Annotated in this window: 28 protein-coding genes; 16 read left to right on the top strand and 12 right to left on the bottom strand. The window is 44.1% G+C overall.

Annotated elements, in window-relative coordinates:
• Nucleotides 1–102: 102 nt before the first annotated feature.
• The 4 genes from AAGR14_RS13225 (at nt 103) to AAGR14_RS13210 (ending at nt 2,464) form a co-directional block, all read left to right on the top strand.
• Nucleotides 103–510 carry a hypothetical protein gene (locus AAGR14_RS13225; protein WP_342644693.1) on the top strand — a complete coding sequence of 136 codons (408 nt, stop codon included), beginning with the start codon at nt 103–105 and terminating at the stop codon, nt 508–510.
• A gap of 244 nt (nt 511–754) precedes the next feature.
• Nucleotides 755–1,222 carry a hypothetical protein gene (locus AAGR14_RS13220; RefSeq protein WP_342644692.1) on the top strand — a complete coding sequence of 156 codons (468 nt, stop codon included), beginning with the start codon at nt 755–757 and terminating at the stop codon, nt 1,220–1,222.
• Nucleotides 1,223–1,661: 439 nt separating this feature from the next.
• Nucleotides 1,662–2,078, top strand: a complete 417-nt coding sequence (locus tag AAGR14_RS13215; protein ID WP_342644691.1) for a hypothetical protein — start codon at nt 1,662–1,664, stop codon at nt 2,076–2,078.
• Nucleotides 2,079–2,278: 200 nt separating this feature from the next.
• The gene (locus tag AAGR14_RS13210; protein WP_342644690.1) at nt 2,279–2,464 is read left to right on the top strand and encodes a hypothetical protein; all 186 of its coding nucleotides are present in this window, start codon (nt 2,279–2,281) and stop codon (nt 2,462–2,464) included.
• Nucleotides 2,465–2,911: 447 nt separating this feature from the next.
• On the opposite strand, the gene AAGR14_RS13205 is transcribed toward AAGR14_RS13210, so the two are convergent.
• A complete protein-coding gene (locus AAGR14_RS13205; RefSeq protein ID WP_342644689.1) occupies nt 2,912–3,691 on the bottom strand; it encodes a phage Gp37/Gp68 family protein in 780 nt (259 codons plus the stop codon).
• Nucleotides 3,692–3,740: 49 nt separating this feature from the next.
• Complete coding sequence (gene tcmP / locus AAGR14_RS13200; RefSeq protein WP_342644688.1) at nt 3,741–4,859, bottom strand: three-Cys-motif partner protein TcmP; 1,119 nt, start codon at nt 4,857–4,859, stop codon at nt 3,741–3,743.
• A 78-nt stretch (nt 4,860–4,937) separates the two neighbouring features.
• On the opposite strand from tcmP, the gene AAGR14_RS13195 reads away from it, so the two are divergent.
• The gene (locus tag AAGR14_RS13195) at nt 4,938–5,096 is read left to right on the top strand and encodes a hypothetical protein (protein ID WP_342644687.1); all 159 of its coding nucleotides are present in this window, start codon (nt 4,938–4,940) and stop codon (nt 5,094–5,096) included.
• 30 nt (nt 5,097–5,126) lie between these two features.
• Here the strand turns inward: AAGR14_RS13195 and AAGR14_RS13190 are convergent, their stop codons facing one another.
• From AAGR14_RS13190 to AAGR14_RS13170, 5 genes are all read right to left on the bottom strand, one after another.
• A complete protein-coding gene (locus AAGR14_RS13190) occupies nt 5,127–5,354 on the bottom strand; it encodes a hypothetical protein (RefSeq protein WP_342644686.1) in 228 nt (75 codons plus the stop codon).
• Nucleotides 5,355–5,533: 179 nt separating this feature from the next.
• Nucleotides 5,534–6,172, bottom strand: coding sequence for a hypothetical protein (locus AAGR14_RS13185; protein WP_342644685.1), 639 nt, complete (start codon nt 6,170–6,172; stop codon nt 5,534–5,536).
• Complete coding sequence (locus AAGR14_RS13180; protein WP_342644684.1) at nt 6,106–7,059, bottom strand: hypothetical protein; 954 nt, start codon at nt 7,057–7,059, stop codon at nt 6,106–6,108. Before AAGR14_RS13180 ends, AAGR14_RS13185 begins: the two co-directional genes overlap by 67 nt.
• Before the next feature lie 563 nt (nt 7,060–7,622).
• Nucleotides 7,623–8,816, bottom strand: a complete 1,194-nt coding sequence (locus AAGR14_RS13175; protein WP_342644683.1) for a hypothetical protein — start codon at nt 8,814–8,816, stop codon at nt 7,623–7,625.
• A gap of 323 nt (nt 8,817–9,139) precedes the next feature.
• On the bottom strand, nt 9,140–9,745 hold the full coding sequence (locus AAGR14_RS13170; RefSeq protein ID WP_342644682.1) for a hypothetical protein: 606 nt from the start codon (nt 9,743–9,745) through the stop codon (nt 9,140–9,142).
• A 1,061-nt stretch (nt 9,746–10,806) separates the two neighbouring features.
• On the opposite strand from AAGR14_RS13170, the gene AAGR14_RS13165 reads away from it, so the two are divergent.
• The 3 genes from AAGR14_RS13165 (at nt 10,807) to AAGR14_RS13155 (ending at nt 14,822) form a co-directional block, all read left to right on the top strand.
• Entirely contained in the window at nt 10,807–12,135 is a 1,329-nt protein-coding gene (locus AAGR14_RS13165; protein ID WP_342644681.1) for an OmpA family protein, read from the top strand.
• A gap of 820 nt (nt 12,136–12,955) precedes the next feature.
• Nucleotides 12,956–13,522, top strand: a complete 567-nt coding sequence (locus AAGR14_RS13160) for a DUF5565 family protein (RefSeq protein WP_342644680.1) — start codon at nt 12,956–12,958, stop codon at nt 13,520–13,522.
• Between the two features lie 253 nt (nt 13,523–13,775).
• Complete coding sequence (locus AAGR14_RS13155; RefSeq protein WP_342644679.1) at nt 13,776–14,822, top strand: M64 family metallopeptidase; 1,047 nt, start codon at nt 13,776–13,778, stop codon at nt 14,820–14,822.
• A gap of 180 nt (nt 14,823–15,002) precedes the next feature.
• Here AAGR14_RS13155 and AAGR14_RS13150 read toward each other — a convergent pair whose 3' ends face one another.
• The gene (locus AAGR14_RS13150) at nt 15,003–15,575 is read right to left on the bottom strand and encodes a hypothetical protein (RefSeq protein ID WP_342644678.1); all 573 of its coding nucleotides are present in this window, start codon (nt 15,573–15,575) and stop codon (nt 15,003–15,005) included.
• 145 nt (nt 15,576–15,720) lie between these two features.
• Here AAGR14_RS13150 and AAGR14_RS13145 point away from each other — a divergent pair, with 145 nt between their 5' ends.
• Nucleotides 15,721–16,146 (top strand): PH domain-containing protein, encoded by a 426-nt coding sequence (locus AAGR14_RS13145; protein ID WP_342644677.1) that lies wholly within the window; start codon nt 15,721–15,723, stop codon nt 16,144–16,146.
• Between the two features lie 942 nt (nt 16,147–17,088).
• Here the strand turns inward: AAGR14_RS13145 and AAGR14_RS13140 are convergent.
• Nucleotides 17,089–17,412, bottom strand: coding sequence for a hypothetical protein (locus tag AAGR14_RS13140; protein WP_342644676.1), 324 nt, complete (start codon nt 17,410–17,412; stop codon nt 17,089–17,091).
• Nucleotides 17,413–17,729: 317 nt separating this feature from the next.
• Here AAGR14_RS13140 and AAGR14_RS13135 point away from each other — a divergent pair, with 317 nt between their 5' ends.
• From AAGR14_RS13135 to AAGR14_RS13125, 3 genes are all read left to right on the top strand, one after another.
• A complete protein-coding gene (locus AAGR14_RS13135; RefSeq protein WP_342644675.1) occupies nt 17,730–18,140 on the top strand; it encodes a hypothetical protein in 411 nt (136 codons plus the stop codon).
• 404 nt (nt 18,141–18,544) lie between these two features.
• Complete coding sequence (locus tag AAGR14_RS13130; RefSeq protein ID WP_342644674.1) at nt 18,545–19,300, top strand: hypothetical protein; 756 nt, start codon at nt 18,545–18,547, stop codon at nt 19,298–19,300.
• A 235-nt stretch (nt 19,301–19,535) separates the two neighbouring features.
• Nucleotides 19,536–19,862, top strand: coding sequence for a hypothetical protein (locus AAGR14_RS13125; RefSeq protein ID WP_342644673.1), 327 nt, complete (start codon nt 19,536–19,538; stop codon nt 19,860–19,862).
• Between the two features lie 953 nt (nt 19,863–20,815).
• Here the strand turns inward: AAGR14_RS13125 and AAGR14_RS13120 are convergent.
• The 3 genes from AAGR14_RS13120 to AAGR14_RS13110 all read right to left on the bottom strand — a co-directional run bounded on the left by AAGR14_RS13120 (nt 20,816) and on the right by AAGR14_RS13110 (nt 22,857).
• Nucleotides 20,816–21,277: a hypothetical protein gene (locus tag AAGR14_RS13120; protein WP_342644672.1), complete on the bottom strand. Its 462-nt coding sequence runs from the start codon at nt 21,275–21,277 to the stop codon at nt 20,816–20,818.
• Between the two features lie 314 nt (nt 21,278–21,591).
• Nucleotides 21,592–22,395: a hypothetical protein gene (locus AAGR14_RS13115; RefSeq protein WP_342644671.1), complete on the bottom strand. Its 804-nt coding sequence runs from the start codon at nt 22,393–22,395 to the stop codon at nt 21,592–21,594.
• A 240-nt stretch (nt 22,396–22,635) separates the two neighbouring features.
• Nucleotides 22,636–22,857, bottom strand: coding sequence for a hypothetical protein (locus tag AAGR14_RS13110; protein ID WP_342644670.1), 222 nt, complete (start codon nt 22,855–22,857; stop codon nt 22,636–22,638).
• A gap of 154 nt (nt 22,858–23,011) precedes the next feature.
• On the opposite strand from AAGR14_RS13110, the gene AAGR14_RS13105 reads away from it, so the two are divergent.
• From AAGR14_RS13105 to AAGR14_RS13090, 4 genes are all read left to right on the top strand, one after another.
• Nucleotides 23,012–23,218 (top strand): hypothetical protein, encoded by a 207-nt coding sequence (locus AAGR14_RS13105; RefSeq protein ID WP_342644669.1) that lies wholly within the window; start codon nt 23,012–23,014, stop codon nt 23,216–23,218.
• Nucleotides 23,219–23,293: 75 nt separating this feature from the next.
• Nucleotides 23,294–23,755 (top strand): hypothetical protein, encoded by a 462-nt coding sequence (locus AAGR14_RS13100; protein ID WP_342644668.1) that lies wholly within the window; start codon nt 23,294–23,296, stop codon nt 23,753–23,755.
• Nucleotides 23,752–23,979 (top strand): hypothetical protein, encoded by a 228-nt coding sequence (locus AAGR14_RS13095; protein ID WP_342644667.1) that lies wholly within the window; start codon nt 23,752–23,754, stop codon nt 23,977–23,979. The genes AAGR14_RS13100 and AAGR14_RS13095 overlap by 4 nt, the downstream gene beginning before the upstream one ends.
• Nucleotides 23,954–24,181 carry a hypothetical protein gene (locus tag AAGR14_RS13090; protein ID WP_342644666.1) on the top strand — a complete coding sequence of 76 codons (228 nt, stop codon included), beginning with the start codon at nt 23,954–23,956 and terminating at the stop codon, nt 24,179–24,181. Before AAGR14_RS13095 ends, AAGR14_RS13090 begins: the two co-directional genes overlap by 26 nt.

Raw genomic sequence — 24,181 nt, 5'->3', positions numbered from 1 at the left:
CCTTTCTGATGGGATGCTGAAATAAATTCAGCATGACAGGGCGGGGTAGACAAGAAATAACTACCCTCCAAATATTCAAAAAATCTTACCTTCAACAATCCTATGGCAGCACTCGAACTACACTATACCCAAGACGAATTTAACCAACTAACCACCGAACAAATAACCGCATTGGCTTTCTTACAGCGGGTAATGAAGTACGATGGTGATGATGCAGCCCGCCAGCGCAACAAGCCATTAGTGCTGGCACAACTGGTGACTTACCACAACCACACCGGAGCCGCGCCCCAGATTGAAGATTTTGAACTGCTGGATGCCACTTTAGATGAAGCGACGCTATCCGGCAAGGTAAAAATTAAATACACCATACAACGGTTTTACGGCTGCTCCGACCTCAACACCGCCGAAAACGACCACGAAACCTGGCGTTACCAAATTGCCCAAGACCGTAAATGCGTGGTGGTTAACGCGCCTGATTTTGAACGGTTGAGTACGGGGGATGAGTTTTGAGGGGGGAAGGTTTGATGCAGTGGAAGGTTGACATGTGATGATCTACTAAAAAGCGCAAGTCAGGCCCTTGCTACATCCCGAAACACTAAGACTTACGCAAAACCAAGAAAATTACACCACCCTTGTCCGGTATACCCATAACCCGTGTAACATCTTCGTTAAACGATAACAATTTAATTAACAGTCAGTTATTCGTGCGTAATTTTGATTCGATACAACGCCTGGCATCAATAAGTTAAAACCTATGAAAAAAATATTACTCCTGACTTTTATAATCCCTGCACTATGCTTGTCATCTTGTAAAAAAGGTGAAGTAGCTAAGCCCTTATCTTTGGTAGGCCTCAAATTTAAAGATGGCGGCTTCGAACAGTATGGTCTGCATCACGAGCGCGTTTTGGAGTTTATAACAGAAACACAAGTAAATTATTATGAGCTTTATTCGCCATCACCTGATCGAATGAACATCATGTACCTCAGCGACGTTGCAAAACTCGCTTATACCATTGATGACCCTTATAAAATACAGCCTTCAATTCATATTACCGGTCTGTTAAACGGCCCATCAGGAAAAACAGGCTATGGCGGCAAAGCAGATTGGACGTTAATACGTACACCAAGGTCTTTTCAAGCGTTGCAGGCTTTAGACATGGACAGTGTTCATTACACGCAACAAGAAACAGAACTGATTACACGGTACAGGGTATTTTATTAACATACAAAAAAATCGCCCCATTTTGGCGCGGGTATGTCGGGCCGGAGAATGCGGATTGCTATTCGTGCCCAGGCGTTTAATTCACGAGTAGCCACCCGCACCGCTGCTACATACTCGCGCTAGCTGGGGGGCTGAGTTGTACACGGTTACCGTAAAGCATAAGTCAACCAGCGCTCAATCCCCAAGCACTAAGACTTGCGCTAAATGGAGGGCCACTTTAAATACAGCAACCTTGTCCGGCAATGTAAAAATTAAATATACCATATAACGGTTTTACGGCTGCTCTGATACAAACACCGCCGAAAACGACCACGAAACCTGGAGTTATCAAATAGACACCCACCGTAATTGCGTGGTGGTTAACGCGCCTGATTTTAAAAGGTTAAGAACGGGGATGAGTTTTGATGGGGGGGCATGGCTGCGCCAAAAAGTAAAATAGATGATGCTAAAACTAAATTTACAACAACAGTATAATCAATCGCTTTTTATTCCCTTGTTGTTAATTATTTATTTAATAAGCAGTTCATTCCAACAACAAAAACAGCCTATATACAAGACCTACAAAAAGCTTATTTTCGGAAAGTGGATTCATAAAAGCAAGGAGGTTGGCGATGTTGTGATGGTGTTTTACGGAGATGGCTCCGGTTTAAGGCGAGTGGATTCAAATCAAACAACGTACAAGTTCAAGTATAGTCTTGTGAAAGATTCTATTCTTAAAATTTCAGTCGGAGCCTACAAGCCTGAATTGCATGTAATAAAAAAGCTGACTGCTGCTGCGCTAATTATTAGAGAATATCCTTTTGATAAAAACCGGGAGAGTATAAGCTTTTTTGATACAGACTATAGAAGGGAGTGAATCAACCATCGTACTGGCGTGAGTATGTAGGGCAGGGTAGAGCCTTGGCTACTCGTGCCCCGTGTTTAAGTCACGAGTAACCATTAACACGTACTGTTGCTACATACTCGCGCCGGGGAAGGGGGAGTTATAACGTTGGTAAATCGCATTTATTCAATCCAAACTTGTCGATGTTCAACTTAATTTACTATATTCGTGTAATGGCAGACTTGCAGGTATATAATGATTTATCCACCACAATCATCAATGGTTTTGGCATTGTAGGTGGACTTTATACTTGCGCTTCCTTTTTGAAAAAAATCGCTGATGAAGTAATACTTTATTTTAAAAAACGGAAATTAATTCTTACCTCTGCACTCCCAAATTTAAAAATTCTAACTTATTGAAAATAAGATAAATGTGGATTTTGCCGTCTTGATTTTTATTCCCTGGCATAACTGTTTTCGGAAGAATATTACTAGTGGTTACAGATATAGCTAAATACCATGTGATACGTATTTACTTAATATTCCTGTCTAATACACATTCACACAGTAACTTAATCTCATCTAATTGCATAAAGTGGTCATTTAACTTTTCTTCTCCTATTAGTAATTTTATATGAGAGTTCAATAGCTTTTATATCTTTACTACCTCTCATTTGTATAGTTGCTGGAGTATAATAAGATTCTAATTCCTCAAATTGACGCGAGTGTGCGGGCAGAGTAGAGTCTTGTTTACTCGTGCCAAAACGTGCAAGTATCGAATAGTAACCCATAAGCCATTTCTGCATACTAGCGCCAGTTGGGGTGTATCAAACTGGAATTTTATTCTGAAACTACGGAGGTTTTATCTCAATGAGATAAAAATCTAGTTCTTTCTAGAGATGGCATTTCTCTAAAAACAGCTCCGTCTAGTTGACAGCCACCCTTTGCATGATTGGGATGTTCTGATGCTATAGTTGGGTCGTTAGGATCAACGTTGAATTTAGGCTTACCCCACTGTTTGAAGAAAAAAGGTACCTGATTAGAATTGCAAACCTCTTTAATATAGTTTATCCAATTCTTTTTAATAGGCCTGGCTTTTGCCCCAGATTCACCACCTACAATAACCCAATCAATTCCAAAAAGCTCGAGTGAGTCAATAGGTCCTATTAATGGTTCTATTGAAAGAAATTTAACGTTTGCGCCCGTTGCTTGGAGGTCTCTTATTCTATAGGTATATTCTTGACTTTCAACTGAAACACCCATCCAAATGTTTGGTGTCCAATTTAATAAAGGAGACAGTTCAAATAAACGTTCGGACCGTTTTGTAAGAACTTGGTAGACATGGTTTGGCGTCTGATTCATCACCGCAAAAACAGACTTGATAAATTCTAGAGGAACGTCTGGATGAAACAAATCACTCATTGAGTTTACAAAAACAACTTTCGGTCTTTTCCATGTGAATGGGATGTTCAATGCATTTGGATGAACGCGAATGTTGAAGCCATCACTGTATTTCTCAATACCCATTGCCCGTAAGCGTTTTGACATAACCTCGGCATAACAAAACTTACACCCTGGACTTATTTTGTTGCAACCAGTTACAGGATTCCAAGTCAATTCGGTCCACTCAATACTGGATTGTGCCATTTTATCAATTTTTAAATACTAAAATAGTTAGTATTTTATATAAAAACAACTATTTGGTTATAGTAAATATAAGTCGTTTGGGTTGCTTGTACACATTCTGGTAGTTTATCAATGGCCACGAGCCGATATAATCAATCAACTTATCTTTTTTTAACTTTTTAACAACCTCCATCGAATGACGGCCCAAAAAGCCTTCATTTATTGAATAGTCGTATAGTTGGAAATTGTCTGTTATTTCGCCTTTCAAAATCTTGTTTTTGACATCTTCTTGGAAAACCTCGATACGGCTTTTACCTCGAGTGCCTGAAAACAAATCTATTTGGTTTACTAATGCATGGTCAAATATATCGAAATTTGCTTGCCCGTTTGTGTCGTTTCTATCCCATGCGATCGTCAAAAACTTGTCAACAGCTCTTGGGTGCGACGCGCCAAATATGATTCCGTGTATATTGTTACTTTTTTTCAGTGAAAAAGGATAAAGGCGTAATTTAGAATTTAGAGGTAATCTTTTTCTCAGTTGTTCAATTATGCTATTATGAATAAATTTATATGGATTTTTCTTTGCCTCCGCCATGTTTATATCAAGATTCGTCTTGAATTCTTCTTGATCACCAAAACGCCAAAAATAAGATGAGGAAATAAAATAAAGAAAGTCCGTTTGAGATGTTTTTTCTAATTCCAGAAAATATTTATCAGAAGTAAATTTGATGCCATTTTGGTCTAAATATACTAGAGCGGGATATTTTTTTATCGTTGGTAAGAGCTTAGGGAATAGAGTTTCAAAATCCTCATTCCTATACTCTATTTTTACAATATGTCTTAGGCGCGGAAACTTATTTAAATACTCTTCGCAAGATAACTTAAGTAGATCAAACTTTTCCTGCTTTTTTTTATTAGGTTCGAATTCGTTCAAGTAGACTTGTACTTTCACTTTATTTGCGAAAAAAATTCCTAGTTGTTCATTTGTTTTTTCCAATAATCGTATTGGGCTACCGGCTACGCCCGATTTATCATATCCGGTACCCGCAAAAAAATCAAAGACACACAACAAAGGCGTTTTTTGCATTACAAAGGTCGGCAGCCATGCTTGCGCATAATCTTCGAAAATCTCTAGCTTAGTTATTGTTTCCTCAGTGAAAGGTTTGTCATGTAAATTGATTGATGCCATTATTTAAGGTTTAGGTTACGTTCAATGTAAATGTAATTATTATGATCAAATAAATGTTTAGCAACGTTAGAGTAACGATTGACAATTTTTAATAAAAGATTCCGTACTGCTAAAAGTCCTGTTCCGCAGCCCTCTTACTGGCGCGAGTATGTCGGCCATGCTAAAGCACCGGCTACTCGTGCGCGTTATACTCTCTCGCAATTTGCGCCGGCCATCCGGCCATCAAACTCGGGTTAGCAAGACATAATACCTTTTGTGATAGCTTGCTTATACTTTTACACGGCGAAGTATCGCATTTACTTCTAATTCGCTAACGCCTAGTTTTATAGCCATAAAATCCTGTAATTCCAGTTGCGCTGCTTGTCTCTTTTTAAAATTCGATAGATTATATAGCGCTTTAGCTATCAACACCATAATGATAAAGCCAACAATGGCCATGGCTGCGCCGAAAAACTCCATGACGTAAATCGCCAATGCACCACTAAATAATAACATGAGGTAGATATCTTATAAAATTATTATTTATTAATTAGGCGTTTGGTATTACAGTGCTTTTTTCGCTTGTCGTGCATAGCACGCTTGCCCAAATGGGGTTGCCAGCGTCTGATGTATCAGGGTTGATGGTATTACACCGCTTGCTAAATACTCAAAGCACTAATCATTCACAATTCCCATCACAACGGTTGCCACATCCACCAAAACAAATATCCTAACAGCAACAGCACCATAAACCCAAACAGGTAGTATTTTAAGTCTTGCCAGTTGCCGCGGATGCCATCGTCTGTAAAATCCGTCGGGCCGGTATAGGGTGGCGATACATAGGGGCGAGTGGTATCGGCAGGGGCGGAGTGGTCAACCTCTCGGTACGACTGGGTTTCGGCATCATATACTTTATGCTCATATATTTTGCCGTCTTGGTTCCAGCGTTTTACTTCTACCTGGCGGCCTGCCCGGTAGGTAGCTTCGTATTCGGGAGAGCCGTCGGCATACCAGACCAAGCTCTGGCGGTCGGGTTTGGTTAAGCCGTTTTCATATTCGTCAAAGCTTTTTTTCTGACCATTTTCGTAATACCAAATCGCCTGTCCATGGAGATGGCCTTCAGTGTTGTACATGTGTGTACCCTCCCAATTACCGGATGGGAAGTACTCTTTCCAGGTGCCCACTTGTTTACCCTTGTTGTAAAACTTTTCGGCCTTAAGCTGGCCATTGTTGTGCCACTCGCGCAATGGCCCGTCGGGTTTGTCGTTTATATAAAACCCTTCGCTGCGCGGTATTTGATGGTCATCGAACTCCTGCACCCGGCCGTTGCGCACATGCTGGTGCAGGGGCTGTTGGGGTTGTTGAGTTTCGCTATCACCTGTCGGTCTTTATCGCGGTCGGCCCAGTGGTTGAGCAGGTGGCGCATTTGCCAGGGGTAAAGCTGCGTGGCCAAGGCTTCGGCATCAAACTGCGAATCGTGCTCAGTCGGGACGTGCTGGGTGATCAGCGCCAGCGGAGGGTTGAGGCGTGCACGGTTATAAGCCTCCATTTTATGGTGCCCGTCCAGTATAAAATTGTCCGACAGGTCATAATACGGTGCGTATTGGGCACGCAGCGCCAGCACCCAGGGCCGCGCCCCGCCGGCTATCTGCTGTTCAAAATACTGCACCCTGGCCTCATCAATTTCGTTGTGCGGACGGGTGGCCACATAGCGGTCGGCCCCACCCAAATAGTCCCACGATGAGGTAAATTCTACCAGTCCGGCGTTACTTTCGCCCCTTTGATGAGTTTGGCATAAAGCCATATACTCGCGCTTAAGCTGGTCTGCGCGGGCCAGTTCAACAGGCTGCGGGTATTGGGCACACCAGGCATACTTAATCAGGCGGCCATCCGGGAGAATTAAGCCCAGCTCTTCGCTGGTTTTGCTGGCCCTAAAGTGCAGCTCGTACTCGCCGTTGGCAAACAAACCCAGCAGCGGCTTCAATAACTCGTACAAGTCCTGTTCGCGGTCGGTAAAATCGTTATACAAATTAGCCGTAATCCGGGCATGCAGTTCCTCGCGTTCGGCCCACGAGATTGGCATCATGCAAAGAAACTCGGCCACCGAGCCGCCATGGTCCGGCCAAACCATGGACACCGGCCTGTTAATTTTGAGGTAACACCCCACACTGCTCACGGCCACCGTAATCTGGCCCGTGCCATGGGTAATATTAAATTTCATGATTGATAGTGGCACTGTTACTTTTTAAACCGGCCAAAGTTTAAACCCACCCCCGCTAAAAAGTAATTGAAGCTGTTGTGGGCAGCGCCGGTCCGGTTTAAATATACTAATTGCGTTAAGTAACGGGAGCGTTAGATACTACTGCCATCAATAGCTTGCCTAAAGCTTACCCCTTAAAAGCCTTCCCCTCCGATGCCATTTTAAATGTACTGGCGCCGGGTGGTGAAAATAGTAATCAGGTAAGTGCAGTAAAAATCTACCAGTTATGGCCAACCTTACGGGCAAACTGTTTTATTAAGCTACTTCAATGCTGTTGTGTGGCTTTTAGGCTGCCATGCAAAAAACCGTTGTGATGTTGCTGCGAGGCATCATAAGTGGAGTTGCGAAAATGAGCCAGCTAAGCAGAAAAGGAAACTCACCAAAATGCGATCCCTTTAGGGCAGGGCCGACCGCACTTTTTTTACAACGGTATTTGTAAGTTTTGATGGCTTTATGAGTTTCGCTTAAAAACAAAACGCCCATTTACCAGCGTAAATGGGCGTTTAAATAATATAAAAACTTAATTACTTGATGCTAAGCGCTTGTTGCACAGCTGCAAAATCTTTAGTATCAACGTGTCTTGAGGCTAACGATTTCACCACGGATGAGGTAATTACTACCACACGGATGTCATAACCATTGTCAAGAACGCTTTTATCGGTATTGTAAGACTGGCCATTAAACTTAATGTTGTCTTTATTGATGATCACTGAATAAAGATAAGTGAAAACCTGGTTGCCGTTGTTGTAATTAGGGTCGCCTAACAATAAGGTTGGATATCCACCCCAAGAGTTTTCGTTAAGTGTACGCCAGGTAGCTTCAGTGTTGTTTGCCGCTCTGATGTAGTAAAGTACAACTTTGTCATCATCCATTTGAGAGAATTTCGCACCCAAGGTAACATTGCCCGTGAAAAAATAATAGTTGGCTTCTCCCTGGTCGGAAATGTCATTAAACTTTAGGCCTTTAACTAAGTAAGTTTGTGCCGTAGATGACAATGAACCAGCAAAGCTAATGGCAGCACCCCAACCATTTACATTTTTAGGGCCATACATTTCGGCTGTAGCTGTATTGATGTAATAATCGCCAGCTGCCCCTAAACCGTTGCTTGGTACACCTGTACCGCTTAACAATTGCGAGCCGTTTGCACCAGCAGCGCCGGTTGCTCCTGTAGCACCTGTAGCTCCGGTAGCACCCTGAACACCTTGTGCGCCCTGCGCTCCTGTGGCACCCTGTGCACCTGTGGCTCCGGTTGCACCTGTAGCGCCCGTAGCACCTGTTGCACCCTGAACACCTTGTGCACCTTGCGCTCCGGTTGCACCTGTAGCACCCGTAGCACCTGTTGCTCCTGTAGCACCGGTTGCGCCTGTGGCACCTGTAGCACCAGTTGCGCCTGTAGCACCGGTTGCGCCTGTAGCGCCGGTCATGCCTTTAATGCTGATGGGCTGTCCCCAGCCTGCACTGGTTTTAGGACCGTAAAAATTTGAAGTGCTTAAGTCCATGTAAAAGTCGCCTGCACTACCTACTGCACTTGAAGGTGCACCCGAAGTACCCGACAAAATGGTTTTGCCATCTAGGCCAGCCACTCCCTGTATGCCCTGCACACCAGCAGTACCCGGGATACCCTGCATTCCGATGTCGCCTTTTTGGCAAGAAGTAAAACTAATAGCCGCAACAGCACAGATCATTGCATACGACTTAATACGTAAAGTTAATTTCATAAATCAATTAATAGTTTAAATTATGGCCTGTTACGTAAATGTTAAGCTAATGTTACGGGCTATTAATGATTTATAATTTATTTTATTTTAAAGTATTTGAACATGTAAGATCATAGGTTGGGTTGTTAATTTACATGGCTACTTATAAATTAACCCAACGGCCACACCACAAGCCAAAGGCTTGCAGCAGAGTTGCACCGGTGTTTAGAGTTGTTGGCAGTTTGTAGCGAAAAAGCTTGGTTAAGCAGTGTCACGCAAAATCATGGTGCACTAAATAACCGCAATGCTTAGCTCAATAGACAGTAGGAGGGCGCCGTGCGACGTTACCTTTTAAACCGACCAAAATTCAGACCAACACCCACTAAAAGGTAACTAAAGCTGTTGTGGGCCGAGCCGATCCGGTTTAAAAATACCGACTGCGCACCCAGTTTGGGCGATATGGCCAGCCCGTCGTTTAGCCGGTAACGGTCAAAGTTGGCCATAATTTTAAAGGTAGGCATGTTGCCGCCTCTGCCGTAGGCGTTGCTGTTCAGGTTCCACAAAAAAGTTTCGTCGAGATAAAAGCCGTCCTTGCGGGCGGTTTCTTCGTCGTAATTCTGTTTCAGTATCAGCGCTACCAGGTAGTTGGGGTAAAAGGTAATACCACCACCAAGGCTTACCAGGTTAAGCGAGGGCGCACTGTTTTTGCCCGACAGCGTTTGATAATCGGCCGCTGCATTTAACGAAACCAACTTACCGAGCGACCATTCTTTACGCAACCCGGCGGCAAACGCAGTACCAAAATGGTCGCGCGTTTGTTTGTCGGCAAAGCCCACCGACGAGGTAATATCCAAAGTAGACCGTTCTTGCCGGTAAACCTGCTGCCCCCAGGCCAGGTGGCTAAAAGTTATGGCGATAATGACTAAGGTGAGGGTAAATCGTGATTTCATGCGTGAGGTTTGATTGTATTGCAAGGTAGCAGGTTATTTTAATATATGAGCAGGTATTATGAAATAGGGGAATCCCCCCAAGCCCCCGGCCCCCTAAAGGGAAAGTTTGTCAGATCCTGAATTTATAGATAGCGGGCGATACCCCTTCCTGCCCTCCCGAGGGAGGGATGAATGGAATAGGTGCTAAGGTGAATTAAGCAAAAAATGAAGTAGCTCACTGCTACTGCAAGCGTCCCGCTTGTGGTTTATGTATTGCCTTTCCCGCAACACCACAAGCCAGAGACTTGCGGTAGCCGTCGGGGCTTGTCACTCTTCCCAGCTTCGGGCGAAAGTCGGGCAGCACATCTTGGCCATGTGCGCTGGCAAAGGCCTTTTAGATTTTGCAGAAGCGTGGGCCTAAGTGCAGGAACTGGGGCAAAACATAAACAGCCTGTGGTGCTGTCCGGCTTTGCAGGGTAATAGCCCTGTGCGCAGAGAAGCATGCGGGAGGTGACTTTATTTATTCACCTGTTGTTTGTTTTCATTGGTGTTCATGAGGTCGCTACGCTTAGTTTTTGGTTACTTTTGTATCAAGACAAAAGTAACATGCCACTGCGGCATAGAGCAGACTACAGTAAGTGAACAACTACTGCCTCAAATTCAAAACTGCAGAAACAGCGATTCACTTAGCACATGGAAGTAATGCGCTTACTGCAATACTTACACGGATCAATATTTCTCACTATCGTTCGAGATGATAAGTTAGAGGAGCTTCGGGAAGTAAGAGCCAAGAAGCAAGAGCAATGTTTTATTCCCCATATTCACTCATTTACTCTTTTTATCCCTTTTCAATCACCCTAAAACCCATCATTAACTTCATTAACTCCTCCAAAAATCCCTCATCCACTCCCTGCATTCCACATCTTCGTCACAAAAAAGTTACACCTACACGTTGTGAATATGCCTTTTTGTGTCATTTAAAGGGGTGTTTCACTCCTTTAGGTGGTTAAACACATTTTTGTGGAAAACCATTTGACTGGTTTGCGCTTAATGGTGTGTGATATATGAAAACGCGATCTAATATGAAAATTAACTTTACTAAACTGGCACTTACCTTAGGAGTGGCCGGTCTGGCTACTGCGGCATCTGCGCAGAGCATGAATTCTGACTCAACCAAACGTTTTGAAAAACGTAGCTTCCGTACCTGGTCTATCGGCCTTAATGGCGGTATGCTAACTCATTACACGCCGTTTAACGGCCCAAGCAATGGCGATTTTGCTACGCCGCAAGAGCGCTGGGGTTACGGCGGTTACATTAAAAAACAAATTGTACCTGGCTTTGGTATCCAGGCCGACTTTTTAGGTGGCCGTGTAAAAGGCTTCCGGGCCAACTTATTGCCAGGCGGCAGTGCTGCTCAAAACAACAGCGGTTTCCGCACCAAAATTGAGTGGGCCGGATCGGTTAGCGGTAACTTTACCGTGGCTAACTTAAGCTTAAATCAAAAACGTAATATCTTGTCGCCATACATTACTGGTGGTGCCGGTTATATGTCATCAAGCCCGTCGGTAATGAATGTACCGGGTGCCGATCCTGAACATTATACCCGCAACTGGTTTGTACCGGTAGGTGCAGGTTTTAAATTTGGACTGAGCAAAGGCGTTAACCTCGATTTAGGTTATACCGTATACTTCATGAAAACAGGTGGTTTTGATGGTGTGCGTACCTCAACCAACGACCGTTTCTCATACGCTCACGCAGGTTTCGAATTTGCCTTGGGTAAAAAAGGAAGCTCTCAGTTACAAAACTTCAGCCCGATTGCCGCTATCCGCGAAGAGAGTGCTGCCGAAAGTGCTGACCTGAGAAGAATGTTATCAACCGCTGAGCAAAATGCTGCCCGCGACCGTGAGCAATATGCCCGCGACATGGGTGATGATGATGGCGATGGTGTAGCTAACAAATTTGACAAATGTGCCGGTACACCTGCAGGCACTGTGGTTGATGGTTCTGGCTGTCCATTAAAAGTGCCGGCTCCGGTAATCCGCGAAAAAGTGGTAATCACCGAGGCCGACCGTCGTGTTGTAGGTGAGGCTATCAAAAACTTAGAGTTTGAATTAGGTAAATCTACCATCAAAGAAAAATCATTCCCTACGTTAGACCGCGTTGCGAGCTTGTTGGTAGAAAAAGATTTTGGTTTGAAACTGGCCGGACACACCGATAACACCGGTTCGATGGAATTGAACCTGCGTTTATCAAAAGAACGTGCCGAAGCTGTTAAAACTTACCTGGTAGAAAAAGGTGCCAATGCATCACGTATCGAAGCTACCGGTTACGGTCCAAACCAGCCAATCGCCAGTAACAAAACTGCCGAAGGCCGTCAGAAAAACCGTCGTGTTGAGTTTACGTTATTGTAAGCTGTATTAATGCAGGTCGGCGCAGTTTGATAGTCTGCACCGACCTGATTGTGATTAAACAAGTGAGTATTGATGAAAACCGGCCGTGGTAACACAGGGTCGGTTTTTTGCGTTTAATATTGGGTTTTTTAAGTTAGGACGTCGGTGGGGCCAATGAGTGAATGATAGACTGAGTGAATGAGTGAATAAACGCCTAACTTGCCATCTCGAACGATAGTGAGAAATCTTGGTACGTGTAAGCATTGCAGTGAGCGCATTGATTCCACGTGCTAAGTAAATCGCTGTGTCTACACTTTTGAATTTGAGGCAGTGAGTGTTTATTTACTGTAGTCTCCTCATTGCCGGAGAGGCTATTTCTTTTGTCATAGCCACAAAAGAAACAAGACTTAGCGTAGCGGTCTCATGAACACCTGTAGAAAACAAACAATAGGTGAATAACGGCCTAGCTGTTGCGATCACCTCTCAGCCGCACAAGGCCCTCGCTGGCCCGGGCGCAACAGCGGGCCTTTGCGCTTTTGATGAGCGGCTCAGGTCCCGCGCAATTCATCCCTCCCTCGGGAGGGCAGGGAGGGGTTTAACCTGCTATGATTAATATTAACCGGAATTTACAGAATTAAATAATTTCCAGAATCAAAAGATGCAGCCCAACTAATCAACAACTCCCCCTTCAGGGGGCTTGGGTATGGAGGGGTTTCGCTAAGTATCTTATTCCATCCAAAAAATCAACCAAAAATTACTAACTTCCCGAATTAAATGCCGCCCGGCTAATCAAAAAAATCCCTTTCAGGGGGTTGGGGGGCTATTCACTTAAACTTACTGAATGAAGAAAATTTCGACCTTGTTTAAAAAGAATCCCGAAAATTTGGGAAGAGTTATTAATGAAATTAACCCCGAAAACGAATGGGCGTTTGGGCGAAGTATTGCCACACAAAAATTTGATGGTACAGCAATGGCTGTCATCGGCGGCGAGCTTTACAAGCGTTACGACGTAAAAAAGGGCCGCTCCATCCCGGAAGGCGCCATTGCCTGTCAGGAGCCCGACCCGATAAGTGGCCACCACCCGCACTGGTTAAAATGCAGCCGCGACGCCAAAGAAGACCGCTATGCGTTCGAGGCTTTTGACCAGCTGGCGGCCAATAATGGGGTTACGGACAATACCTATGAGCTTTGCGGACCCAAAGTACAAAGCAATCCCGAAAGTTTTGAGGCCCATATATTGGTAAAGCACGGAGATGCCCAATTAAACATCAACACCCAAACCATGACGTTCGATAGCCTGAAACAGTTTTTAGAAGAGCAAAACCTCGAAGGCATCGTTTTTCATGCCACCGACGGCTCTGGCCGGATGTGCAAACTGCGCAAAGCCGATTTCGGCATAAAAAGGTAACCGGCTTATCTGTCGTCTGCCTTTCCAGTGATATTAAACATCAGGTTTAGCATCGCGCAGGTTATGCGGCCAATGCTGTACCTTATAGCAGATAATGCATCGCATCAAAATAATAGATTAATTAAAACTTTACATTTAAACCATCCCCCCAGCCAATCAAAAACTCCCCCTTTAGGGGGCTGGGAGGCTTGGGCTTGTAGGCCATTCATCAATAAATATCCGTATCCTTGCCCCTTAAAACTGAACTTATCCAATGCGTATCCGATTTTGTGTTTGGGCCTGTTTGCTGGGCCTGGTTGTTATAACAGGGTGTAAAAAAGACCGCGTGCCCGAATATCACACTGATGGCGAAGTAAGGGTGCTGATGAAAGGTGATCCCAGCGGGCCCAATATTGTGTTTTTAGGTGATGGTTTTATTAAAGAAGACTTGGTTGTAGGGGGCGATTATGATCGGAAAGTAAAGGAATTGACTGATCATTTATTTTCAGTTCCTCCATTCAATCGCTATAAAAAAGTATTTAATGTATATCAGGTTTACGCCCTATCTAATCAGCGTGGTGCCCTCAACAAGTTAGACCCGCAAAGTACAGCAACTAAATTTAAGTCTTATTTTTCCGAAAACGACAGGCTATTACGGGAAGGCAATTATGATACGGTTTCAAAATATCTCGACAAAATAATGCCCTATTGGCAAATACAATTACCCGTAGTGTTGGTAAATGATAGTCGTTATGGCGGTTCTGGCGGTGGTTTGGCGGTGGTTTCTGTTCATAGCAATATGAAGTTCACCTTTGTGCACGAAACCGGCCATACGTTTGGTTTGTTGGCCGATGAATATGTAGAGGTCGCTAAAGAAAAAGACAGGCCTTTGTTTGCTACTCAATTTTATCCCAATGTAGATACGAGTAACAACCCGGCTACAATTAAATGGAAGCACTATTTTAACCGGCCCAGGTATGCGGGAATTGTAGGCATCTTCGAGGGTGGATATTACCATGCCAAAGGCGTTTACCGTCCGGAAGAAAACAGTGTGATGCGAAATAACATCACCACCCGCAATTTTAACGCTCCCAGCCGCGAAGCCATTGTAAGGCGTATTTATGAAATTATGGGCAAACCGTTTGATCTTGAAGCTTTTTTTAAAGAGGATTTAAATGTTATGGGTTACGCCATGGAGCCAGAGGCGGCCTCCGGCACTAACTTTCCGCCTTTAACCGGCGATCATATTAATCAGCGCGAACAACTCAAAATGATGCAGCTGCAACGCCTATTCCGCCAACAGCAAAACAAGGTGCATTAAGCACTTTACTTTACCTGTGTAAGTTGCAAACCATAAAGTAGTTGTACGCTTAAAAAGCCTGTGTATACCACGAAGCCACCGCATCATCGGCCCGCTGAGCAATCACGGCAAAAATTGCGTCTGCGGTGGACGACTGCATTATCCAATTCTGACCTTATAGCTTTTGGAAAACTGGAAACCCTACTTTTTGCCCAAGCCCAGCAGGTAAGCAAATTTAACATCAATAGCAGGGTAGAGGATATTGGCCCAACCACTTTTAACATCAATGGCGTAACCCAAGCCTGCATGGGCGTTTACCAGCCATCGCTGGCCCAGTGGCCTTTGTATACCCCAATGTACGTTAAACGACAGCGCAGGATAGGTAACAAAATTGAAGTTAGATGAGCCGTTGCCGGTCACATATTTGATGCGGGCGCCAATATAGTTACCGGCATTGTTTAAGTAGGATTTGCCTTTTCGGATGCGTTTTTGCCGGTTGTAATAAAACTTAGGGTTAATGATAAAGTAAAACGAAGGCTGTAAAATATTCCACCGGTATTCATTACGGTCTTCCGAAACCTTGTTTCCGCCGCCTATACCCGCCGCAAAATCTACAGTTGTTTTACTGCCGGTGCGTGGCTCGTAGCTCAGGCCCACACCCTGAAAACCCAGGTCAATTTTGGTTAAGGTATGTAAAGCGGTGTCAGCTGCCGGCGATTGAGCTAATGCGTGAAAGCTGCCGCACACTAATAAGATAAGGAAAAGGTTTTTCATGTGTTTATTAATAAGAGCTAAGATGAAAAAAAATCTGGTTACCCTTACACAAGTCTAAAATTTACGACATTTAAGTATCTTCAACCGATAACTGGGTTACATAACAAGATATTATAATACCCAAATGATACATCCAATTTCCGCCATGAACACACCCCGACGTTACCCGTCAGCCGTAAGCTTTGTCAACTACGTACCGTTGCTATACATCTCTGGTATAGGTCTTTTTGTAGGTTTTTGCTGCGACGGGTTCATGACGGCAGGTTTGCTATTGGCAGGCGTTGCGGTGCTCACGTTGCCAATACTCCTGAACACCACCTATACTATCGATGGCGAAATGCTTAAAATACGCAGCGGCTTTATTAAGTACGAAGACATCAATATTGCCTCCATCACCCGCATCGAAAAAACGCAACTATACCGGCAAGCGCCGGCACTGTCGAAAGCCAATCGCATCCTAATCTCTTACAACCGGTACGATAGCATTGTTATATCGCCCAAAAACCGCAGCGCCTTTATTGCCGATATTTTACGTATTAACCCAGGTGTTACGGTAGGTAGCGGGGTTTGAGGTAAGGGGGGAAATTTGAATGTGTGGGGGAGTGTGGCTAATGAGTGAATGACAGACTTAGTGAACAAACGCCTAACTTGCCATCTCGAACGATAGTGAGAAATTTTGGTACGTGTAAGTATTGCAGTGAGCGCATTGATCTCACGTGCTAAGTAAATCGCTGGTTCTGTAGTTTTTGAATTTGAGGCAGTGGTTGCTTACTTACTGTAGTCTGCTCTATGCCGCAGTGGCATGTTACTTTTGTCTTGAAACAAAAGTAACCAAAAATTCAGGTCACCTCCCGCTTGCTTCTCTACGCACAGGGCCTTTACCCTGCAAAGCCGGGCTGCACCATAGGCTTCTTATATCTTGCCCCTGCTTCGCCGCGCTGTGCGTACGCTTCTGCAAAATCTAAAATGCCTTTGCCACCGCACGGTCAATTAGTGCTGCCCGCCTTTCGGCCGAAGCTGGGGAGGGTGACAAGCCCCGTTGGCTACCGCAATCCTCTGGCTTGTGGTGTTGCGGACAGGTAAATAGCATGATATTAAGGAAATCTGTTTACCACAAGCGGGACGCTTGCAGTTGCAGCGAGCAACTTCGTTTTTGCTTACCAAAGCACCTATTCAGCTAATCCCTCCCTCGGGAGGGCAGGGAGGGGTATCGCCCGCTATATGTGATGTTAACTGGAATCCAGGTTTGACCAAAATTTAGGCACCACTTCCGTGTCATTCTTGCAAAATAATAATGCATTGCCTAAGATTATGTAGCGTCAACCATGCGCGCATCTAAAAATTAGTTGCAGTTAAACCGGCTTATTCATCGACATAAAACGCACTTATCAGTAAACAGATTTTGCTAAAAAACCAAAGGGCAACTTCTGTACAGAAATTGCCCTTTGGCTACTATTAATCAAAATATAAATAACATCAGGCTGTTGCCGGTGCAGGCGAACAGCCTGATGTTTTAATTTTTACGGGTTACCTTTTTTACGGTAGTGCTTTTGTTGGTTTTATAACGCATATCTGGCGTACCGTCTTTTTTGGTAGGGTTGGTAATTGTAGTTTTAGATTCCTTGGTGCTTTGAACCGGCGCGTCTACCTGGGTAGATGATTTTGCAGTTTTAGTGGTCGTAGTTTTGTTGTGCTTATAACGCATATCGGGCGTACCGTCCGATTTAGTCATTGTTTTTTGAGTAGTTTCTACCTTCTGGGTTTTAGTTTGAGCTTGTACAAAAGTAGTGCTCATGCCTATCATCAGCATAGCAAACGCGGTAAGTAGCTTCTTCATATGGTATAACTTATGGTGAGTTGATTAAACAGCTATAATCTGACGTTTGTTTGTAGTCGGATAATATTTCTTAATATTTTTTAATAAGTTGGACCTACAGAAATATAAGTGCGTTCTGGTGGCGTTCGATGCTAAAAACGTAGGCCGATTTTTTGTCAAGAAGCCATGATAAATAACGTTTATATTGCATATAGGTAATCACTTGATAAGCAGCAAAACTTGCTGGATGTGTTTATGTGAAATGCCATGCTAAAATTGAGCGTTCAGTATAGTAGACTAATCAGAGGGCAAAAATGCTCGACTAATAACCCTATCGTATGAAAAAAATAGACTTGATTACGCCTTTTCAACAAAAATCGATTGCGGCTATTGATGGCGCTTATTTTCGGGAACGCACAGCATCGGGCGAATGCGTTTTTGAGGTAGGGGTATGGTCTCATTGTGTATTGATGATTTTTGAGCAATGCCCCGATTATAAAGCTCTGCCCGAAGAAAGTTTTGTGTACCGTTTTTGCTGGCATTGGTTACACCATTCCAAATATTTGGGCAATTATATAGAAGGTGAGGTCGAAATTGACCGCCTGCCGGAATTTTATAACTATCTGCAAAACATCAGACACTCGCCCGAAATTCAAAGAATGGCGGCGGAGGAAATGGATGTCATTCTGGAGATTTGCAAATTGGCCATGGCAAACGGTAACCGGTTGTTTCTCATTGCAGATTATTAAGCAACTGCATGGCCCATTCTCACCAGCATGGCCAATTTAATCTCCAAATTAGCTGCGCTTTAACACAAACTACTCGCTCAGTAATAAATATGTCTATGGTTATAAATGTGGACTGAAAGTAAGTTAAGCTGAGCTAACTAATTTAATATGCAAAACCTCCCATGAACCAAATGCATTTAATGCAGTAATTAATTCAACACCACGGTCGGTTTATTAGTATTTTAAACTGCTAATCAGCTTGTCGCAAGTAGCAGGATTTCTCACTATCGTTCGAAATGACAAGCTTATTTATTCGCTCATTTACTACTCAATAATTGATTATCTCTTAACTATCAAAACATTCTCAACGCAATCAATTTTCAACTCCCTGCGTTACCTATAAGTAAAACCAACCATACCGGTATATGAAAACCACTTGGAAAATAATGATTTTATGGGGCTGCATGGCGGCTTCGGGCGTGTTGATGGCCCCGCGGGTGCAGGCGCAACAGTCGGTCGATTTAATTATGGACAACTTCACCAGTTCGGTGCTTTCGCAAACCACCGTGCTGCTCAATAATAATGCTATCGAGGCTTCCATGCGCAATGCACGGGGTAAAAGCGGCAAAAGTTCGGCTGCAGCAGGCGCGTCGGCGCGTAAAGTTAACCTGGCTTATATACCCTCGGCGGCTTTGCAGCAGCAAACCGTGCAAAATCTGGTGACCAAAATGCAGTCTAAAAATGCGCAGGCGGCACAGGCCGTCAGCAATGCGCTGGGCAGCGGCAAGGCCAGTTACGGGCAGCTGTTTTCGCAAATGGTGCGCGAGTCGGGCCTGCCGGCCAACAATGCCGCCACGGCACTGGCCGCCTACCTCGAAATTGGCTATATGGTGGTGAATAACGTGCAAAGCGGTATTACTCCAGCTATGGACAGGGCGCTGCAGCAGCAGTCGGCCGGCATACTAAGCCAAAACCGCAGCCTCACCACGCCCGCTACCATTGCCAAACTGGGCGAAGAACTTAAGCTGCAGGCCGTGGTACTTTACCTGGGCTGGCAAAGCACCCTTAAAAACCCCGTACAATTACCACAATTCCGCTCAGGCATTGCGCAGCAGTTTGCAGCCATGGGCTTGGATATGAGCAAGGTAAAGCTGACGGAGAATGGTTTTAGGAAAAAGTAGTTTTGGGTTTCGTCGATAAGTCTGTGAGTGAAGCCAATGAGCGAATGAGTAAATTTTGAATGAGTGAATGATTTTGATGTGCAGATGAAGGAAATTGAGCGACTATATCTTGGCTCTTGAATTTCAGATCCTGTCCCTTACTTCCTGTCGCTTTCCCGCGCTGTCATTTCGAACGATAGCAATAAATCACGACATCACGTACAATTTGCTATATTTAAAAGCAGACGTGAAACTTATGATTAATAAACAATTTAAAATAACAGTTATTGGATATGCTGTTCTATTGACGATATATGTTGTGAGTGGCGCAGTGCATTCTAAAAACAAAGAAACAGCGCTTAAAAATGGTATTGTTGTAAACGCTGTGGTTGCCCATGGTTTAATATCTAACGGCACTACCATTTTGTACTTGCAGTATAGCTTTGATGGTAAGCGTTATGAAACAGACTACAGCGTACCTGCCAACGATACTACTAAAACAGGTGATACTGTCAAATTACTAATTGCAAAAGATGCACCGGGAGACTATTATCAAATTGTTGGACAAGGGCATTTGAAGTAAAGTTGATAGGTGTCATGTATAGCGCAAAGCTGGTGTGGCGGCAGGTCGGCGATAACACGACCTCAGGCTGTGATTCCTTATTCAAATTGTTGAGTTGCTGATTGCACAAGTCAATTAATCCGGTGGGTGGAGGCTAAATATTTCTAAAAAGTATAAGGATGCTATAGCAATCAACAAAGCCGCCAAGGCAAGTATCGCCATGATGTTTTTTGTAGTAGGCTTCTGCATTTTCATTTGGCTTTTTATTTTCGCTGTTAATGGTGCAAGCACAAAGGTACTGCCTATCAATCGCATCGTTCCTAAAATTAATCAGAAAACGTTGCCAGGCAGACTTGCTGGTCAGCCATATCTTTCAGAAAAAACAACTTAAACGAATGCAGTGCAGTCGGTAACAGATATAGCGGCACATATCCGCAGTTTACCAAAGTGGCCATCTTAACGCTTTTACCGTCGGCCGAAAATAGTGCATTGACGGTGTTGTAAATTTAGATTTCAGGTAGGTTACTTTTGGCGGTGCTTGGTTTAATTAAAACAAAATCCGACGTCGTGGTAAAATTATCGGCACTTTGATCGTAAACTAATGCGAACAAAATCAGGTTTTGCGTCTTGTAGGTTTTAAACGGGTTAACACCCAAAACACTGCGTTTCTGGAATTAGATTTTATGGCTGGATATTGTCTTCAAATCGCTATAAACCTTATCACTATCGAAATCGGTTTTGCTTTGATGAGTTTAACCGCTTTTAAAACGCTGATTACACGCGGGGTAATGTGCAGAGTTTCGTGCTGGCCTGCGTAGTTAAAGGTTTGATGCTGAAGGCTGGGGTAGCTTTTAATTTGTTTCGGGCGCTGTTTAATATCATCAGCAATGATAAACTGACGGCTAAAGTGGATGTGTAGTGACTTTTAATTTTGGATAGTATGGTTTGAGGTGATTGCTTTTTTTAACCGTTTCCTACACCACACTATCCTTACACCGGTTTATCAGTTTTACTATTTGGTCCAGCTGTTCGTGGGTGTAACCGTTGCCTTCTTTAATAGATAGTTTTTTATATAATCCCCATTGGTTGTAAAGTACCAGGTGCCACTCAAACGTTAACCTGCTCTGCCGTTCGCGTTCGTAATAGCCGCGTATATTTCTTAAATTCAGGGTCAGGGTGTGTTCATGGCCTGCCAGGTTTTCGTAAACGTAATGCAGTTGCCGGGCATCTGTATCAATACTTACCTGCAAGGGACGTTTAAAGGGCAGCAGGGTTACAAAAACGTTGAACAGCAAAATTACGGCACCAAAAATCCAGTAAGGTAAACTGTTAAACCGCACAATAACAGGCACTAAAGCTGGGCCAATGGTTATTACCCAGTTTTTGGCTGCGCTGTCGGTAGGTTCAGTAACTGGGAAATGGTAGGTGTCGGGCATATTGGTTATAGCAATATAGCGAAGATGTGATAAACGGTGGTATGCTGCTTAAAAATATTTGTGCCGGTAATTACATATCTGCAAATGAGCTTGTTTCTAACGCGGGGGTGAGATGTTTTTATAAGTGTCAGGGAAAACTTAGACTTTACCCGCCCGGTCATGCTGATGCCTATCAGCATCCCACCCGCTAATTAACAAATGGGAGTGCTGGATAAGCAAATTCGTCAATTTATCCCATGAGGTGCCTGACAGGCATTTGGCGCAACTGGGTTTTATCTAATTACTGAGTTTACAGAAGAGAGTTTTGTGCCATATTAACCATGAACCATCAGTACACGGGTATACTCCTCTGTGAGGGTGGCTTTCATGTCTAAACACGCTGTCAAAAACCGGTGATGTTCATTTACGGTTTGTGCTTCAGGGCATGGCCCTTTGTTATTCTCATGATCTTTTATCCAATACCCTTTAATCCATTCAAACTCTTTATCCACCAATGCCTGTAGTTTGGCGTCATCACGGTGAGCGGTTTTAATACTTTCTATTTCTTTTTGATGATTTTCGGGTAGCTCAGTGTAGTCAAACTGATGTTCTAAATTCTCATCGTGTATGCGGCACATCAATAATATCATGTAGTTTAAAAAGCGGATAAACTCATGTCTTTTAATATTGCTTCCGTTATCACCATCTTCATTAAATGCATCAGGCTCGTATACAGATTCAAAATTACGGTATTGAAATATAAAGCCATAGCAACTGGCGCTGCTGCTGGTGATCTCAAATAAGGGCTCAATACCAACGCCTTTCAGAGCTGATTCTACAGCCTTTTCGTACCGTTCCCATTCGTATTCCGGCGGCTTGCAGTATCGTCGGTAGAACATATCTTCATACCAGTTTACAATTTCGCGTAACTGGCTTGGCTGTAGATCCTCAAAGTTGTTTTTTACCGATGTAATCACCTGTTGGTAAGTAACGCTCAAGCTACTACCGCACTTAACCGTCCGCTCGGCAATAAAGTCGGCAAATGATTTAGCGTATTTTGTAGTCGAGGTTAGATCCTCATACAATTCCTCCCTTCCCTGCTTCGAATCTAATGCGTAAAAATAGACGTACCTGCTCATTTTAATTTTTGAGTGATTTTATAACCTTGCTAATATACCTCCTAACAAACAATATCTACCAGGAAAATAGGTGGACTGTATACCCTTTCTTAACGCAAATTTTAATGAAGCCGTAAGGCCAGCAACAAAAGCTCCACCCAAATCCTCCCCGGAAGGGAGGACTTTGAATGCGTGATTCTGTAAAATCATTTATTCTGCAAATTCAGATTTAGACGAAAGCAATACACCTTTGCATTACTTCTAGCTTTTGCCTATCTCTCCGTCATCCTCCCCAGCTTCGGGCGAAAGACGGGCAGCACAAGTTGGCCCAGTGCGCGGGCTAAGGCCTTTTAGTTTTCGCTGAAGCCAAGGCCATAGTGTGCAAAGGCGCAAAATGTAAACAGCCTGTGGTGCAGCCCGGCTTTGCAGGGCAATGGCCTTATGCGAAAAGAAGCAAGCGGGAGGTGACTTGAATTTATTCACCTATTGCTTGTTTTAATCGTGTTCATGAGGTCGCTACGCTTAGTTTTGCTTCTTTTTTTTAAAGAAAAAAGAAGTAGACGATATCTTAGTTAATAGCAAGAGTTAAAACATTACGTAACAATACAAACCAAAATATCCATTAAATTATAAATATTTGTTATTTACTAAACAAAAGCGTAAATTAGAGTTAAACAAATATTGGAGAGATGGGAGTGGAGCAGTTGAGCATGGTGCGGTTGAGGCGCATCCGGTGGTTTGGCAGGCAGTTGGGCTTAATGTATGTATCAACACAGTTGTTTTGGATACGCCTGCCGCAAAAAGGCATCAGCATAAAAAATACCCGCTGTTTACCGTTAAGTAGTGATGAGGTGTTACCGGGTTGCAAGGGCGTCAGGTTAGGTAAGCGGTTTGTTAAACTGTTAAACTAAGCCACGCTATGCCTATTAAACAACCGATTGAAAGCGTGGTAAACCAGCTTTCGGAAAAACCGCAATTTATTTTTGCCAGCGCTGCCGAGTTGAATGAGATACTGGATAACACCAAAAGATTTCCGGTAGTGGGGCTGGTGGCCGAAACCGCCATTAACCTCAGTTACGGGCTGTCGCACTCGGTACACAACGAGGTGCCGGTATTTTTGTATTTTTTGTACAAAGCCGACCCCAACCGCGACCGTACCGCCGACCAGGAAATTTTGGTGCAGCGAGCCCTGGGCCTGTGCAAAGAGTTTATGGTTAAGCTATCGCAGCAGCGCGGCGATAACAAGGGGCGCATTTTTCGCATCAAGGCGGGGCAGCAGGTGGAGTTTAAAACCATTTATCACCTCCATACTTTTGACACCCTCACGGCCGGCGGCTACATTACCCTAACCCTGCAAACCATGTATCACGAAACTTTATGAAAAGCTTAGCCCAGGCCGAGCGCCTGTTAGGCAGGCGGCTCAGCAAACCCGAACTGGTACTGTTTATTTGTTACCGGCGCAACACCGATTATACCCTGGGTAAAAGCGGGGGTAATCTTATGATGCAGCCCCGGGTGGCCGGCTTTCCGCAACTGATGGCCCGGTTACTTTATCAGCCTTATCAATTACTGCAAACGTATGCCGCGCGCCAAAATTCCCTATAGAATTAACCACCAGCCGGCCACGCCGGTACCTTTAACGGCGGCTGTACAAGCCTGGCTGTTGGTGCGCGGTCTGCATGGTGGTCCGCACCAGTTGGGGCATCCATCCGCAATAAAATACAGGGGTTTGGGCAATGCCGGGGAGCAGGCGCAACTTATAAGCGCACAGGTACTGCAGCAGATGATCGACCTTTTCAAATCTTAA

The sequence above is a fragment of the Mucilaginibacter sp. CSA2-8R genome (assembly GCF_038806765.1).
Lineage (GTDB): Bacteria > Bacteroidota > Bacteroidia > Sphingobacteriales > Sphingobacteriaceae > Mucilaginibacter.
Note: the sequence above shows the minus strand (reverse complement) of the source record. Positions and strands in the feature narration are given on the sequence as shown.